Source organism: Micromonospora sp. CA-269861 (genome assembly GCF_050948505.1).
Classification (GTDB): Bacteria; Actinomycetota; Actinomycetes; order Mycobacteriales; family Micromonosporaceae; genus Micromonospora.
The window spans coordinates 6,288,141-6,302,552 of sequence record NZ_CP192014.1; the positions used below are offsets into that span (position 1 = coordinate 6,288,141).

Here is a 14,412-nt window from a genome sequence, read left to right on the forward strand (position 1 = left end):
AGTTTTCCCACATTATAAGCGCTGCGTGGTGCGCGGACCTCCTCCTGGACACACGGAAGGCCCCGGTTCCGTGGGACCTACACGACACCGGGGCAGTTAGTGCTGCGCTGGTCAGCCGACGGGGCCGATCACCTTCGCCAGATCGACGAAGCCGGCCCATGCCGCCGGCCCGAAGGTCAGCATCCCGCCGTCGCGGTCTTTGGTGTCGCGGACGAGGACGACGCCGGGGAGGTTGTCAGCGACCTCGACGCACGAGCCTCCGTTGTTTCCGCTCTTCGTGCTCTTACGCCACTGAGCGCCGGTCAGGTCCATGATCCCGCTGCTTTCCTGATCAGGTCGAGGGACTGTTGACGGGAAAGAGCTTCACTTCTGATGCGTTCCCACCTGCGATTGAGCGTAGCAACGTCCGCAGCTCCATTAAGGATCTGCGCCCGCACCTGGCTGTCGATATGTGCGACCTGCCCGCCGTCGGGCAGCTCGGCCACGATGAACCCCCCGCCAAGGCCCGGATACATCCCGACGCCTTGCGGCACTAGGAGCACCTGAACAGCGGGCAGTGCCGCGCACTGCGCAAGGTGGGCGACCTGCTCACGCATCAATGATCGGTCGCCATAGGCCGATTGGTACAGGACCAGTTCGTGGACGACTGCAACCAAAAGGGGTGGACGTTCGCGGCGGAGGATGGCCTGTCGGTCGATGCGGGAGGCGACCACATCGTCAACTTCGCCAAGCGTCAACGCTTCGCCCGCCAATGTCGCCCGCGCATACGCGTCCGTCTGCAGAAGGCCGGGCACCCAGGTGTGCTCGAACCACCGAATCGCAACGGCTTCGCGTTCCCAGTCAACCCACTCGCGCAGCCATTGCGGCTCGCGCCGCTTGAGGACATCCGGCCAGAGGTCCCCAACGTCCCTCCCGAGGAGCGCGGCCAGCTTTGCGCGCCGACGGGGCTGCGGCACGCGTCCCGGGCTTATCCACCGCGCTGCCGTTTTCGGATCTACCCCCGTCTGAGCTGCCAGGCTTTCGGCCGTCTCGCCAGCTTCAGCCATGGCCACTTGAAGTGCATGATTCATCCTGCCTCCACGATGAACGTCCCGAACGTCCCCGGGAATAAAGCTACGTCGTGTACTGATCCCATCGCTCTCGGCAATGTAACCGGCAGACGGCGCGGCCGGTAGGGACCCGAGACCCGTCGGGCGCGTTCGTGTCGGGGCCACCCTTGGCCTGCCACAGATCTTGGACAGTTGCCGTTCTCGCGTAACGGAAACTGTCCAAGATCTCCACGGCGAGCACCACGGGGCGGCCCCTTCCCACAGTGACGACCAGGGGAGAGCACCGTGCCGGATGAGCCGCCCGATCGGAGACCCGAGCCGAAGCCCATACCGCAGGAGCCGTGCTCGGGTGACGTCTTGCACCTGACCCGCGCCGCGAGTGTGCAGTTCCTGCGCCCGATCCTCGTCCGGGTGATTCGCGTTCTCGCCTCGGCGGCCCGTCGCCCGACCATCCGCACGCCGGTCAAGCGCGGCCCGGTGAGGGCCGGATGAGCCGCCGACCTCGTCCGCACCAGCCGATGCGCCCGGCGTGGCTCTGCCGTAACTGCGCGGCGCCCTGGCCGTGTGCGCCGGCTCAGCTTCACCTCGCGACCGAGTTCTACGGCCATTCGATCGCCCTGGCGTTCTACCTGGCAGCGAACATGCAGGACGCGGTTCACGACCTGTACTCCCTGGGCGTTCACCCTGACCCGCGGGCACTCCACGCCCGGTTCCTCGGCTGGCTGTCCCTGACCCGCCGACCACACCGCCACGACGTGCGCTGACCGCCCGGCGAGGTGACGTGCGCTGCCGCTTTGGAGCTGATGTCGCAAACGAATCAACCGTCGATGTCGTAAACGATTCAGCTCCACAGGCTCCGACTCGCACCCTCCAACGCGCTCGCTGCCCCGGTGCGGTGTGAGCCCCACTTGACAGGACCGAAACAGAAGGGACCCGGACCGGAAACCGCCCGGCGGCACGCTTTCCCGACATGACAGACGGTGCACGGTCGGCAACTCCACCGGGGCGGACGCCCCGGGAAGTGGCGACGCACTGCCCGTACTGCGCACTGCAGTGCGGGATGACGCTGCGCGACGACGACGCCGGAGTGACCGTCCACCCGCGCCAGTTCCCCACCAACCGGGGCGGGCTCTGCCAGAAGGGTTGGACCGCGGCCGAGCTGCTCGACCACCCGGAGCGGCTGACCACGCCGCTGGTGCGCGACCCGGCCACCGGCGCGCTGCAGCCGGCGAGCTGGGACACCGCGCTCGACCGGGTGGTCGCCGGCCTCCGCGCCGTCCAGAACGACGCCGGCCGGGACGCCGTCGCCGTGTTCGGCGGTGGCGGCCTGACCAACGAGAAGGCGTACGCGTTGGGGAAGTTCGCCCGGATCGGGCTGCGTACCCGAAACATCGACTACAACGGACGGTTCTGCATGTCCTCGGCGGCAGCCGCCGGAATGCGCGCCTTCGGCATCGACCGTGGGCTGCCGTTCCCGCTCGCCGACCTGGGCCGGGCCGACACCCTGCTGCTGGTCGGGGCGAACCCGGCGGAGACCATGCCGCCGCTGGTGCGCTGGCTCACCGAGCAGCGCCGCAACGGCGGCCGACTGATCGTCGTCGACCCCCGGGTCACCGCCACCGCCCGCCAGGCCGACCTGCACCTGCAACCGCTGCCCGGCACCGACCTCGCGGTGGCCAACGCGCTGCTGCACATCGCACTCACCGAGGGTTGGGTCGACCGGGAGTACGTGGCCGACCGCACCACCGGGTTCGACGCCGTCCGCCGGGGCGTCGCCGCCTGGTGGCCGGCCCGCGCGGAACAGCTCTCCGGGGTGCCGGTGGCCGACCTGGAGGCGACCGCCCGCGCGCTGGGCACCGGCGGCCGCGTGATCATCCTGACCGCACGCGGCGCCGAGCAGCACGCAAAGGGGGTCGACACGGTGACCGCGTACGTCAATCTGGCCCTTGCCCTGGGCCTGCCCGGCCGCGACGGTTCGGGGTACGGCTGCCTCACCGGCCAGGGCAACGGCCAGGGCGGTCGGGAGCACGGGCAGAAGGCTGACCAGCTACCCGGGTACCGGAAGATCGACGACCCGGCGGCCCGGGAGCACGTGGCCGGGGTCTGGGGCGTGCCGGCCGACGAGCTTCCCGGCCCGGGAGTGCCCGCCTACCAACTGCTCGACTCGCTCGGCACTCCGGGTGGCCCGCGCGCGTTGCTGGTGTTCGGGTCGAACCCGGTGGTCTCGGCACCTCGGGCGGCCCGGATCGAGGGCCGGTTGCGCGACCTCGACCTGCTGGTCGTCGCCGACCTCCTGCTCTCCGAGACGGCCGCGCTGGCGGACGTGGTGCTGCCCACCGCACAGTGGGCCGAGGAGGACGGCACCATGACCAACCTGGAGGGTCGGGTGCTGCGTCGGCACGCGCTACGACCACCCCCGCCGGGCGTCCGGACCGACCTCGCCATCATCTCCGACCTGGCGTCGCGGCTGCCTTCCGACGACACCGCGGCCACCGTCGCGGCGGCCCGGTTCCCGGCCGACCCGGCGGCGGTCTTCGCCGAACTGCGTCGCGCCTCCGCCGGTGGGGCCGCCGACTACGCCGGCATCAGTTGGGACCGGATCGACGCCGACGACGGCGTCTACTGGCCGTGCCCGACCGAGGACGGGCCGGACACGCCGCGACTCTTCGCCGACCGGTTCGCCACCCCGGACGGTCGGGCCCGCTTCCACCCCGTCGACCACCGGCCGGCCGCCGAGGAGGTCTGCGCCACGTACCCGCTGCACTTCACCACCGGTCGGGTGCTGGCGCAGTACCAGTCGGGCACGCAGACCCGACGGGTGGCCGCGCTGCGGCGGGCCGCCCCGGAGGCGTTCGTCGAACTGCATCCCGACCTGGCCGCCCGGCTGGGCATCGACGACGGCGACCCGGTGCGGGTCACCTCGCGTCGAGGAGAGTTCCGCGCTCCGGCCCGATTCAGCACCGGGATCCGACCGGACACCGTGTTCGCCCCGTTCCACTACGCGGGGGCGGGACGCGCCAACTCGGTGACCAATGACGCGGTGGACCCGATCTCCGGGATGCCCGAATTCAAGATCTGCGCGGTCCGGGTGGAGAAGGCATGACCGCCCGGGTGGTGATCGTCGGCAACGGGATGGCAGGTGCGCGTCTCGCCGGTGAGCTGCACGCCCGGGAGGGCGACCGGAAGGTCACAGTGCTCGGGGCCGAGCCGCACCGCGCGTACAACCGGATCCTGCTCTCCACCCTGCTGGCCGGCCGGATCGACGAGCCGGACGTGGAACTGACCGAGGCCGCCGGGCACGGCGTCGACCTGCGCAGCGGCGTATCGGTGACCGCCGTCGACAGGTCCGCCCGGGAGGTCCGCACCGACGACGGCGAACGAATCGGATACGACCACCTGGTGCTGGCCACCGGCGCCCGTGCGGTGGTGCCGCCGCTCCCCGGCCTCGACCCGGCGAACCTGCCGGAGCGGGTGGTCCCCTTCCGGACCCTTGACGACTGCCGGCGGATCCTCGCCGCCGCCGAAGGTGCCCGCACCGCGATGGTGCTCGGCGGTGGACTGCTGGGTCTGGAGGCCGCCCGAGGTCTGGCCGCCCGAGGTCTGGCCACCACCGTGGTGCACCCGAGAGAGCACCTGATGGAACGGCAACTGGACCCGGCTGCCGGTGCGGTACTCGCGGGCACGCTCGCCGGTTTCGGGGTCACCGTCCAACTGGGAGTGTCGGCGACCGGCGTGGCCGCGGACGCCAGCGGTGTCCGCCTCGACCTGGCCGACGGCCGGTCGATCCACGCTGACCTTCTGGTGCTCTCCTGCGGCGTACGCCCGGACACCGCTCTCGCGCAGGCCGCCGGCCTGACGGTGCGGCGGGGCGTGGTGGTGGACGACCGATTGCGCACCAGCGACCGGTCCATCTCGGCGATCGGCGACTGCGCCGAGCACGACGGCGTGCTCACCGGGCTGGTCGCGCCCGCCTGGGCCCAGGCCCAGGTGCTCGCGGACGTGCTGACCGGTACGGAACCACTGGCCCGGTACCGGCCCCGGCCGGTGGTGACCCGACTGAAGGCCGCCGGGATCGACCTCGCCTCGATGGGTGACGCGGCCGTTGGCGGGCCGGGCGAGGAGTTGACCTTCGCCGACCCGACCCGGGGCACGTACGCCCGGTTGCGGATCCGGGACGAGCGGCTGATCGGCGCGATCCTGCTCGGCGACAACCCGGCGGTCGGCACGGTGATCCAACTCTTCGACCGTGGTCAGCCGGTGCCGAGTGACAGGCGGGCGCTGCTGCTCGGCCGGGCACTCGGCGCGGTCGGCGCGAGCCCGGCCGCCTCACCGGCGCTGATGCCGGACGCGGCCACTGTCTGCCAGTGCAACACGGTGAGCAAGGGCGCACTGGTCAGAAGCTGGCGCTCCGGCGCCCGGACTGTCGATGCGGTGGTGGCCGCGACCCGGGCCGGCACCGGATGCGGCGGATGTCGGGACGCGGTGAGCGGCATCGTCGACTGGCTGCGCCAGGCGGAATCGGTGGAGGTGACGCGATGAGCGGCGGCGAACTGGTCGTCATCGGCAACGGCATGGTCGGGCAGCGTTTCGTGGACGCGCTGCGCGCCCGTGACCCACAGGGCAGCTGGCGGGTGACAGTGCTGGCTGAGGAGGGGCGCCCGGCGTACGACCGGGTGCGGCTCTCGGCGTACTTCGACGGGGTGAGCGAGAGCGAACTCAACCTGCACACAGCGCACGACGGGGTGCGGCTGCGACTCGGCGAGCCGGTCACCGCCATCGACCGGGACCGAGCGGTGGTGACCACCGCCGTCGGCGAATACCGCTACGACGCGCTGGTGCTGGCCACCGGGTCGTACGCGTTCGTGCCGCCGGTGGCCGGCACGGATCTGCCCGGGGTCTTCGTCTACCGGACCCTGGACGACCTTGCGGCGATCCGTTCGTACGCGAAGGGCCGGCGGGCCGGCGCGGTGATCGGCGGCGGGCTGCTCGGTCTGGAGGCCGCGAACGCCCTGCGACTGCTCGGCCTGAGCACCGACGTTGTCGAGTTCGCGCCCCGGTTGATGCCGGTGCAGGTGGACCAGGCCGGCGGCGCGATGCTCCGCCGGTACGTCGACGACCTGGGCGTACGGACCCACCTCGGGGTGGCGACCACCGCGATCCGTCCCGGCCCGGACGGTGGTGTCGCGGCCCTGGAACTCTCCGACGGCACCGCCATCGACGCCGACCTGGTGGTGGTGGCCGCCGGCATCCGGCCCCGGGACCAGGTGGCCCGGGACGCCGGTCTGCCGCTGGGCCCACGCGGCGGGGTGCTTGTCGACGCGACCTGCCGCACCGCCGACGAGCGGATCTGGGCCGTCGGAGAGTGCGCGGCGGTCGACGGCACCTGCCACGGCCTGGTCGCGCCGGGGTACGCGACTGCCGAGGTGGTGGCCGATCGCCTGGTCGGCGGCGCGGCGACCTTCCCGGGCGCGGACACCGCCACCAAACTCAAGCTGCTCGGCGTCGATGTGGCCTCTTTCGGCGACGCCCACGGCGCGACCGAGGGGTGCCTGGACGTCACGTTCACCGACCCGGCCACCCGGGTCTACGCGAAGCTGGTCCTCTCCGACGACGCGCGCACCCTGCTCGGCGGGGTGCTGGTCGGCGACGCCAGCGCGTACCCGACGCTGCGCGCCAGTGTGGGCGGTCCGCTGCCGGCCGCGCCGCTGGCGCTGCTCGCTCCCGACGGCGGTGGCGCGGACGCCGGGGCGCTGCCGGCCACCGCGCAGGTCTGCTCCTGCAACGCGGTGACCCGGGGCGACGTGGACGCCGCCATCGCCGACGGTTGCGCGGACGTGCCGGCGCTGAAGGCGTGCACCCGGGCCGGCACCAGCTGCGGCTCCTGCGTGCCGATGCTGAAGCAGCTCCTCGACGCGGCCGGAGTGGCGCAGTCCAGCGCGCTCTGTGAGCACTTCGACGTCAGCAGGCGGGAGCTGTTCGAGATCGTCCGCGTACGCGGCATCCGCACCTTCTCCCGGTTGGTCGCCGAACACGGTCGGGGGCGCGGTTGCGACATCTGCAAGCCGGTGGTGGCGTCGATCCTCGCCTCGCTGGGCAACGGGCACGTGCTCGACGGCGAGCAGGCGTCGTTGCAGGACACCAACGACCACTTCCTGGCCAACCTGCAACGCGACGGCAGCTACTCGGTGGTGCCCCGGATCCCGGGCGGCGAGATCACCCCGGAGAAGCTGATCGTGATCGGCGAGGTGGCCCGGGACTTCCAGCTCTACACGAAGATCACCGGTGGGCAGCGGATCGACCTGTTCGGGGCGCGGGTGGAGCAGCTGCCGCAGATCTGGCGGCGGCTGGTGGACGCCGGCTTCGAGTCCGGTCACGCGTACGGCAAGGCCCTGCGCACGGTGAAGTCGTGCGTGGGCGAGACCTGGTGCCGGTACGGCGTACAGGACTCGGTGGGGCTGGCCGTCGCCCTGGAGCTGCGCTATCGCGGGCTGCGCGCGCCACACAAGCTCAAGTCGGCGGTCTCCGGTTGCGCCCGGGAGTGCGCGGAGGCGCGCAGCAAGGACTTCGGCATCATCGCCACCGAGACCGGCTGGAATCTCTACGTGGGTGGCAACGGCGGCTTTCGGCCCCGACACGCCGACCTGTTCGCCACCGACCTGTCCACCGACGCGCTGATCACACTGATCGACAGATTCCTCATCTACTACATCCGCACCGCCGACCGGCTGCAACGCACCGCCGGCTGGGTCGAGGCGATGGACGGCGGCCTGGACCACCTGCGCTCGGTCATCGTGGACGACTCGCTGGGGCTCTGCGAGGACCTCGACGCGGCGATGGCCCGACACGTGTCGTCGTACTCCGACGAGTGGCGCGACGTCCTGGACGACCCGGAGCGGTTGCGCCGCTACACCTCTTTCGTCAACGCCCCCGACGTACCGGATCCGTCGATCACCTTCACCAGGGAACGCGGCCAGCCGGTACCCGTACGCGACCATCCCCCGACCGGCTCCGAGCCGACCAACGGTCACCGTCGGCAACCGGTCACCCTCGGCCTACCGGAGGTACGGCGATGACCCAGACCCTCACACTGACCTGGACCACCGTCTGCCTCCTCGACCGGTTGGAACCGGACCGGGGCGTCGCCGCCCTGGTCGACGGGGTGCAGATCGCCCTCTTCCGAACCGCCGACGGGCTGTTCGCGATCGACAACCGCGATCCGGTCTCCGGGGCGTACGTGCTGTCCCGGGGCATCGTCGGCAGCCGTGGCGGAGTGCCGACGGTCGCCTCACCGCTGCACAAGCAGGTGTACGACCTGCGCAGCGGGCACTGCCTCGACCTGCCCGGGGTGGCCGTGGCCCGACACGACGCGCGTTGCCGCAACGGGCTGGTCGAGGTACGGCTGCGACAGGAGGGTTGATGCGCGAAGAACTGGCGGGCTTCACCATCGGTGTGACCGCCGACCGGCGGCGCGACGAGTTGGCCGCGCTGCTCGAACGACGGGGCGCCCGGGTGGTGCTCGCCCCGGCGTTGCGGATCGTGCCGCTGTCCGACGACACCGAGCTGCGCGAGGCGACCCGCGCCTGCCTCGACCAGCCGCCGGACATCCTGATGGCCAACACCGGCATCGGCATGCGCGGCTGGCTGGAGGCGGCCGAGGGCTGGGGGCTGGCCGAGCCGCTGCGCTCCGTGCTGGGCAGCTCGTACGTGGTGGCGCGCGGCCCGAAGGCACGCGGCGCGATCCGGGCGGCCGGGCTGCACGACCAGTGGTCGCCCGCCTCGGAGAGCTGCGACGAGGTGGTCGACCATCTGCGTCGGCGGGGCGTGGCCGGGCAGGTGATCGCCATGCAGTTGCACGGCGAGCGGCAGCCCGAGTGCACGCTCGCGTTGGAGGCGGCGGGCGCCATTGTCATCGAGGTGCCGGTCTACCGTTGGGCACCGCCGACCGATCCGGCCCCGCTGCACCGGTTGATCGACCTGATCGCCGGCCGGCTGGTGGACGCGGTGACGTTCACCTCGGCGCCGGCGGCCGAGGCGTTGCTGCGTGCCGCCGGTGACCGCACCGACGCGGTGCTGTCCGCGTTTCGCGGTGATGTGCTGGCGAGCTGCGTCGGCGCGGTGACCGCCGAACCGTTGCTGCGGCACGGGGTGCCGGTGAGCGCGCCCAACCGGGCCAGGTTGGGCGCTCTGGTGCGGACCATCGTCGACGAACTGCCCCGCCGGACCGTGACGTTCAAGGCCGGTGGGCACCTGCTCACGTTGCGCGGGCACGCCGCGGTGATCGACGGCGAGCTGCGGCCACTCGCGCCCGCACCGATGGCGGTGCTGCGGGCGCTGGCCCAGGCCCCGGGCCGGGTGCTGTCCCGTACGGCGCTGCTGCGGACGCTGCCCCGGGGCGCGGACGAGCACGCCGTGGAGATGGCCGTCGCCCGCCTACGGGCCGGCCTGCGCGCGCCCCGGGTGGTGCAGACCGTGGTGAAGCGCGGCTACCGGCTCCGGGTCGACTGAGTACGTCACGGCCGGCCGTCGCGTGCCGGCCGTGACGCGACGGTTCAGCCGACCGGCGTCGGGAAGCCCCGCCCGTGCTCCGACTGGAGCCGGAGCATGGCGTGCTCGACCACGGTCACCAGCACCTGCTTGACCGAGTCCCGCTGCCGGGCGTCGGTCATCACCAGCGGCACCTGCGGCGAGATGGCCAGGGCCTCGCGGACCTCCTCGGCCTCGTACTGCGGAGCGCCGTCGAACTTGTTCAGCGCCACCACGTACGGCAGGTTGCGGTTCTCGAAGTAGTCCAGTGGGGCGAACGCGTCGGTGATCCGGCGGGTGTCCACCAGTACGGCGGCACCCACCGCCCCCCGGATGATCTCGTCCCACATGAACCAGAACCGGGTCTGACCGGGCGTACCGAAGAGGTACAGGATCAGGTCCTGGGCCATGGTGATACGGCCGAAGTCCATGGCGACCGTGGTGGTCTCCTTGCCCGGCACCTTGGACGGGTCGTCGATGCCGACACCCGCCGCGGTCATCAACGCCTCGGTGGTCAGCGGTGTGATCTCGGAGATCGCCCCGACCAGTGTCGTCTTGCCAACGCCGAAGCCGCCCGCGACGACGATCTTCGCGGAGACGATTCCCCGGCCCGGCCGCCCCCCCTGCGGGGTCATAGCCTGCGAAGTCCACTTAGCACCCTTCCAAGCAGTTCCATCCGCTCCTCGAACCCCTCGGCGGGAGCAGCAGTGTGTAACGTCAGCAGGCTCTCGGCCACCATGTCGGCGACCAACACCCGGGCGACGCCCAGCGGCATCCGGGTGTACGCGGCGATCTCCGCCAGCGACTGTGCTCGGCCCTCACAGACCGTGGCGATGCGGTGCTTGTCGTGCCCGGCGAAGCGGGACTCGGCGACCTGGGTGAGAGAGGCGGTGAGGACGGCCTCGAGGGCGATGTCCTGCCGGGGCTCGGTACGACCACGGGTGACCGCGTACGGACGTACCAGCGCGCCACGCGGGTCAACGCGTCGTTGGTCCATCCCCGATCACCTCCTCGTCCCCTTCCGAGCCGGACTGTGCCGCCTCTCGTCCCTGGTCCGGCGCTCGGAACGAGCGCCGTCTTCCGGTGCTAAGAACGCACCGCGTCGCGCGGCAGCGGCACCAGCGCGGCACCCACCCGCTCGACCAGCAGCGCCATCTCGTAACCCACCTGGCCCACGTCGCAGCTGCGCGCGGCCAGCACGGCCATCGAAGACCCGTCGCTGATCGACATCAGGAAGAGGTACCCGCTGTCCATCTCGATGACTGTCTGCAACACCCCGCCCGCGCTGAACATCCGGGCCGCGCCCTCGGTCAGGCTCACCACCCCGGAGGTGATCGCGGCGAGCTGGTCGGCCCGGTCCCCCGGCAGATCCCGGGAGGACGCGAGCAGCAGCCCGTCGGCGGACACCGCCACCACGTGGGCGATGCCCGCCACGCTGTCGGCGAAGTTGGTGAGCAGCCAACCCATGTCCTGCATGGCAGCTGGCCTGTTCATCGGCTCTCCTTGGTCGAGGTGCTGTTCAGATCCGTTCCGGCCGTGCGACCGCGCTGCACACCACGGTGGTAGGCCGACAGCAGACCACGTACTTCATCCGGGGTCCGCCGGCTGCGGTCCCGGCCGCTCTTCGGTTCGATGCCACCCGGCACGAGCTGTTGCTGCGGCACCCGCTTGGGCAGTCCGGAGCGGGTGGTCCCGGCGGGAGCCGGCTCGGCAGCCCGGCTGGCCCGGGACCAGCCTTCGTCCGCCGCCGTACGCCATGCCCCCGGGTCGGGGGCGGGCGCGGCCGGAGCCGTCCGCTCGGCCGGGGGCGGGGTGTACGTCGGTGGCGCCGACGGCCGCGCGCCGAACCCGTCCATGGTGGTGCCGAGGCCTCCGGCGCCCGGTGTGGTCGTGCCGTCGGTGCCGGAACTGCCCGGGGTGCGGGTCGGCAGTTTCGGTCGGGCCAGCGGCGCGGCCGGCACGGGCGCGGCGCTCGGCTGGCCGCCGTTGCCGGTGCGCAGGCCGGCGTCGGCCGCAGCGGTGGTGGCGGGCGCTGGTGGCTCGTCGAAGTTGGGCCGGGTGAAGATCGCGGTGGCGTCGTCGCCGTGCGACCGGAACCAGACCGCCTCCATCTCCCGGAAGATCGGCGCCTCGGCGGGGAAGTCGGGTCGGGTGCTGACCGGCGCGGCGGGCACCGACGGCGCGGCCGGCGGTGCCACCGCGCCCGGACCGGCGACCGGCCCGACCGGGAGGCCCTGGACACCGCGCCCATCGGCGGCGTCCGCGGCGTCCGCGCCGGAGCCGCGCCGAGGCAGCGGGTCGACGGTCGGGTAGGCCACGGTCGGGCTGCCCAGCGAGGCGCCCGCGCCGTTGCTGTAGGCCGGCCGTGCCGGCGGGAGCGGGGCGGCGGGTGCCGGCGCGGCGGGTGCGGGTGGCATGGCCGAGCGCGGACCGGTGTAGCCACCAGCCTGTACGGCCGGGGTGGTGTCCCGCGAGTCCAGCGGCGACTGCCACTGGGCGGGTGCCGGCGTACTGGTCCGCCACTGGTCGGGCAGCGTCGCGGCCGTCGTGGTGGCGGCACCGGCGAACTGCTCGGTGTGACCGACCGGGGTGAGCGGGTTCTGCTCGACCGCCATCGGCTGACGCGGCCGGGTGAGCACCTGCTCGCGGCCTCGGTTGCTGGGCAGCACCACGGTGGCGGCGGGCAGCGTCACCTGGGCGACGGTGCCGCCCTCGACGTTGCGGCGCAGCTCCACGCGGATGCCGTAGCGGGAGGCGAGCCGACTCACCACGGCCAGACCCATCAGCCGGAACGCGGCGACGTCGACGCTCGGCGGGGCGGCCAGCCGCCGGTTGAGCGAGTCGAGCTGCTCGTCGGTGAGGCCGAGCCCACGGTCCTCGATCTGGATCAGGACGTAGTCGCGGATCCGCCGACCGTCGGCGACGACGGTGGTGTTCGGCGGCGAGAACCTGGTGGCGTTGTCGAGGAGTTCGGCGACGAGACGTACCACGTCGTTGACAGCGTGCGCGGCCACCGAGATGTCGGTGTCCACGGTCCCGAACTCGATGCGGTTGTACAGCTCCACCTCGGACTGGGCGGCGCGCAGGACATCCACCACCAACGCGTCGTCACGACGCGGTACGGCGGAGTCGGCGCCGGCCAGGACCAGCAGGTTCTCGTCGTTGCGGCGCATTCGAGTGGCCAGGTGGTCCAGTTCGAAGAGCTGCGCGAGCCGCTTCGGGTCCTCCTCGCCGCGCTCGATCGCGTCCAGCTCGCCGATCATCCGGTCGACCAGGGTCTGACTACGGCGGGCCAGGTTGAGGAACATCGCCGAGACGCTGGTACGCAGTGCCGCCTGCTCGGCGGCGACCCGCACCGCCTCCCGGTGTACGACGTTGAAGGCCAGCGCCACCTGACCGACCTCGTCGCGGGTGTTGAGCTGGATGGGGTCGCGGACCTGTCGGACGATCTCGTCCACCCCGCCGTCACCCACGCTGCCCATGTTCTGCAGCCGCTGCACCGCGTCGGGCAGGTCGTGGTTGGCCACCGAGAGGGCGCCCTCACGCAGCCGGCGCAGCGAGTGGTTGAGCGAGCGGGCCAGCACCACGGCCAGCGACACGGCGATGATCAGGGTCAGCAGCACCAGGATCGACTCGACCACGGCCTGCCGGATGACGTTCGCGCGCGCCTCGTCGGCCTGCTGGAGCAGTCGGTCCTGCAGTTGGATCTCGGCCCAGCGCATCAGGTCGTTCACGGCGCCGATGGCCGCGGTGGCGTCCTGCGCGGTGACCAGCGGGCGCTGCCCGACCGAGCGGGTGATGTCGGTGGCCACCCGGTCCGCCAGGCCGACCGCGTCGCCGGAGACGGTGCTGTCGACCAGGGCGCGCTGCACCGGATCGGCGGCCAGCGAGAAGGCGACCAGGGCCTCCTGCTGACCGGTCAACGTTGCCACGAAGGACGAGAACTGCTCCGAGTCGAGCTGGCCGGCCGACAACGCGGTGAAGGCGACGGCCTCCTCCTCGGCGACGGAAGCCTTGGCGCGGGCGAAGGCGGAGACCGCGCGACGGCTGTCCGCCAGGCTCTCGTCGCCGGGCAACTGGGCCAGACCGTCCCCGTACGAGACCAGGTCGGTGAGGATGACGCCGTAGCGGAGGACCGCCTCGGCGACGGCCATCTGCCGGCGGTCCAGCACTTCCTGCCGGGTGCCGTCCAGGGTGGCCAGGTGGTCGTCGATGGCCGCCAGCCGGTCCCGCAGGGCGGTCGGCACCTCGCCGATCCGGCCCCGCTCGGCGCGGTACTCGTCCACCTGCTGCTGCGTCTGGCGGACCCTCAGGTTGTACGCGTCGGCCGGCTGCTGCGGAGCGGCCAGGTAGGCGGCCGCGGCCATCCGTTCCGCCTGGAGGTCCTGGGTGAGGGCGCTGACGTCGACGGAGAGCGCGGTCAGTGACCGGGCCCGGGTCGCGTCGAAGGCACCCTCGCCGACGGAGATCAGGCGGACCGTGGCCAGCGCGATCACCGCCGCCACCGGGACGACCAGAATCAATGCCAACTTGGACCGGATCCGGGCGTCACGCAGTCTCGGCATCCGTCGGCGCGCGCGCCGACCGCTGTCGCCGAGCGCGGGCAGGGTCGTCGGTCCGGTGCTCACGACATCGCCTCCGTCGTTTCTTCCCCGCCTGAGCCGCCGAGCCATGCCGTAAGCGGAGGGGACCACGCGCGGCACGGCCGCGATTTCATCAGAGATGATCCTGTTTGGGAAGCCGCAGTGAGGTAGGAAACGGTCGGACGGAGCGCATCCCGTGTTCCGGGCAACTGATACCTTCATTTCCGCAAGCCCCTGATCAGGGCATGTAACTCCAG

The 14,412-nt window shown here is 72.0% G+C and carries 11 protein-coding genes and 1 pseudogene; 6 read left to right on the plus strand and 6 right to left on the minus strand.

Translation table 11 applies throughout. From position 1 onward, the window contains the following. Positions 1–111: 111 nt before the first annotated feature. Both ACQP0U_RS28830 and ACQP0U_RS28835 read right to left on the minus strand, forming a co-directional pair. Positions 112–312: a DUF397 domain-containing protein gene (locus ACQP0U_RS28830; protein WP_433313147.1), complete on the minus strand. Its 201-nt coding sequence runs from the start codon at positions 310–312 to the stop codon at positions 112–114. After that, entirely contained in the window at positions 303–1,070 is a 768-nt protein-coding gene (locus tag ACQP0U_RS28835; RefSeq protein WP_433313149.1) for a DUF5753 domain-containing protein, read from the minus strand. Before ACQP0U_RS28835 ends, ACQP0U_RS28830 begins: the two co-directional genes overlap by 10 nt. Before the next feature lie 467 nt (positions 1,071–1,537). Here ACQP0U_RS28835 and ACQP0U_RS28840 point away from each other — a divergent pair, with 467 nt between their 5' ends. The 6 genes from ACQP0U_RS28840 to ACQP0U_RS28865 all read left to right on the plus strand — a co-directional run bounded on the left by ACQP0U_RS28840 (position 1,538) and on the right by ACQP0U_RS28865 (position 9,554). After that, positions 1,538–1,813, plus strand: coding sequence for a hypothetical protein (locus ACQP0U_RS28840; protein WP_433313152.1), 276 nt, complete (start codon positions 1,538–1,540; stop codon positions 1,811–1,813). Positions 1,814–2,019: 206 nt separating this feature from the next. After that, a complete protein-coding gene (locus ACQP0U_RS28845; protein WP_433313155.1) occupies positions 2,020–4,152 on the plus strand; it encodes a molybdopterin oxidoreductase family protein in 2,133 nt (710 codons plus the stop codon). Next, complete coding sequence (locus ACQP0U_RS28850; protein ID WP_433313158.1) at positions 4,149–5,588, plus strand: FAD-dependent oxidoreductase; 1,440 nt, start codon at positions 4,149–4,151, stop codon at positions 5,586–5,588. The genes ACQP0U_RS28845 and ACQP0U_RS28850 overlap by 4 nt, the downstream gene beginning before the upstream one ends. Beyond that, positions 5,585–8,122: a nitrite reductase large subunit NirB gene (gene nirB / locus ACQP0U_RS28855; protein ID WP_433313161.1), complete on the plus strand. Its 2,538-nt coding sequence runs from the start codon at positions 5,585–5,587 to the stop codon at positions 8,120–8,122. The genes ACQP0U_RS28850 and nirB overlap by 4 nt, the downstream gene beginning before the upstream one ends. Further along, positions 8,119–8,466: a nitrite reductase small subunit NirD gene (gene nirD / locus ACQP0U_RS28860; RefSeq protein WP_387169419.1), complete on the plus strand. Its 348-nt coding sequence runs from the start codon at positions 8,119–8,121 to the stop codon at positions 8,464–8,466. The genes nirB and nirD overlap by 4 nt, the downstream gene beginning before the upstream one ends. Continuing rightward, on the plus strand, positions 8,466–9,554 hold the full coding sequence (locus ACQP0U_RS28865) for a uroporphyrinogen-III synthase (RefSeq protein ID WP_433313164.1): 1,089 nt from the start codon (positions 8,466–8,468) through the stop codon (positions 9,552–9,554). The genes nirD and ACQP0U_RS28865 overlap by 1 nt, the downstream gene beginning before the upstream one ends. A gap of 44 nt (positions 9,555–9,598) precedes the next feature. Here the strand turns inward: ACQP0U_RS28865 and ACQP0U_RS28870 are convergent. From ACQP0U_RS28870 to ACQP0U_RS28885, 4 genes and pseudogenes are all read right to left on the minus strand, one after another. Continuing rightward, positions 9,599–10,223 (minus strand): annotated as a pseudogene (locus ACQP0U_RS28870) (GTP-binding protein). Then, complete coding sequence (locus ACQP0U_RS28875) at positions 10,204–10,569, minus strand: DUF742 domain-containing protein (RefSeq protein WP_088950207.1); 366 nt, start codon at positions 10,567–10,569, stop codon at positions 10,204–10,206. The pseudogene ACQP0U_RS28870 and the gene ACQP0U_RS28875 overlap by 20 nt, the downstream one beginning before the upstream one ends. Positions 10,570–10,658: 89 nt before the next feature. After that, on the minus strand, positions 10,659–11,066 hold the full coding sequence (locus ACQP0U_RS28880; RefSeq protein WP_007465177.1) for a roadblock/LC7 domain-containing protein: 408 nt from the start codon (positions 11,064–11,066) through the stop codon (positions 10,659–10,661). Further along, positions 11,063–14,200: a sensor histidine kinase gene (locus tag ACQP0U_RS28885; protein WP_433313167.1), complete on the minus strand. Its 3,138-nt coding sequence runs from the start codon at positions 14,198–14,200 to the stop codon at positions 11,063–11,065. The genes ACQP0U_RS28880 and ACQP0U_RS28885 overlap by 4 nt, the downstream gene beginning before the upstream one ends. Positions 14,201–14,412 lie beyond the last annotated feature (212 nt).

Bases quoted from the DNA above. Each gene is read 5' to 3' on its own strand.
- ACQP0U_RS28830 (WP_433313147.1), bottom strand. From the start codon at position 312: ATGGACCTGACCGGCGCTCAGTGGCGTAAGAGCACGAAGAGCGGAAAC.
- ACQP0U_RS28835 (WP_433313149.1), bottom strand. From the start codon at position 1,070: ATGAATCATGCACTTCAAGTGGCCATGGCTGAAGCTGGCGAGACGGCC.
- ACQP0U_RS28840 (WP_433313152.1), top strand. From the start codon at position 1,538: ATGAGCCGCCGACCTCGTCCGCACCAGCCGATGCGCCCGGCGTGGCTC.
- ACQP0U_RS28845 (WP_433313155.1), top strand. From the start codon at position 2,020: ATGACAGACGGTGCACGGTCGGCAACTCCACCGGGGCGGACGCCCCGG.
- ACQP0U_RS28850 (WP_433313158.1), top strand. From the start codon at position 4,149: ATGACCGCCCGGGTGGTGATCGTCGGCAACGGGATGGCAGGTGCGCGT.
- nirB (WP_433313161.1), top strand. From the start codon at position 5,585: ATGAGCGGCGGCGAACTGGTCGTCATCGGCAACGGCATGGTCGGGCAG.
- nirD (WP_387169419.1), top strand. From the start codon at position 8,119: ATGACCCAGACCCTCACACTGACCTGGACCACCGTCTGCCTCCTCGAC.
- ACQP0U_RS28865 (WP_433313164.1), top strand. From the start codon at position 8,466: ATGCGCGAAGAACTGGCGGGCTTCACCATCGGTGTGACCGCCGACCGG.
- ACQP0U_RS28875 (WP_088950207.1), bottom strand. From the start codon at position 10,569: ATGGACCAACGACGCGTTGACCCGCGTGGCGCGCTGGTACGTCCGTAC.
- ACQP0U_RS28880 (WP_007465177.1), bottom strand. From the start codon at position 11,066: ATGAACAGGCCAGCTGCCATGCAGGACATGGGTTGGCTGCTCACCAAC.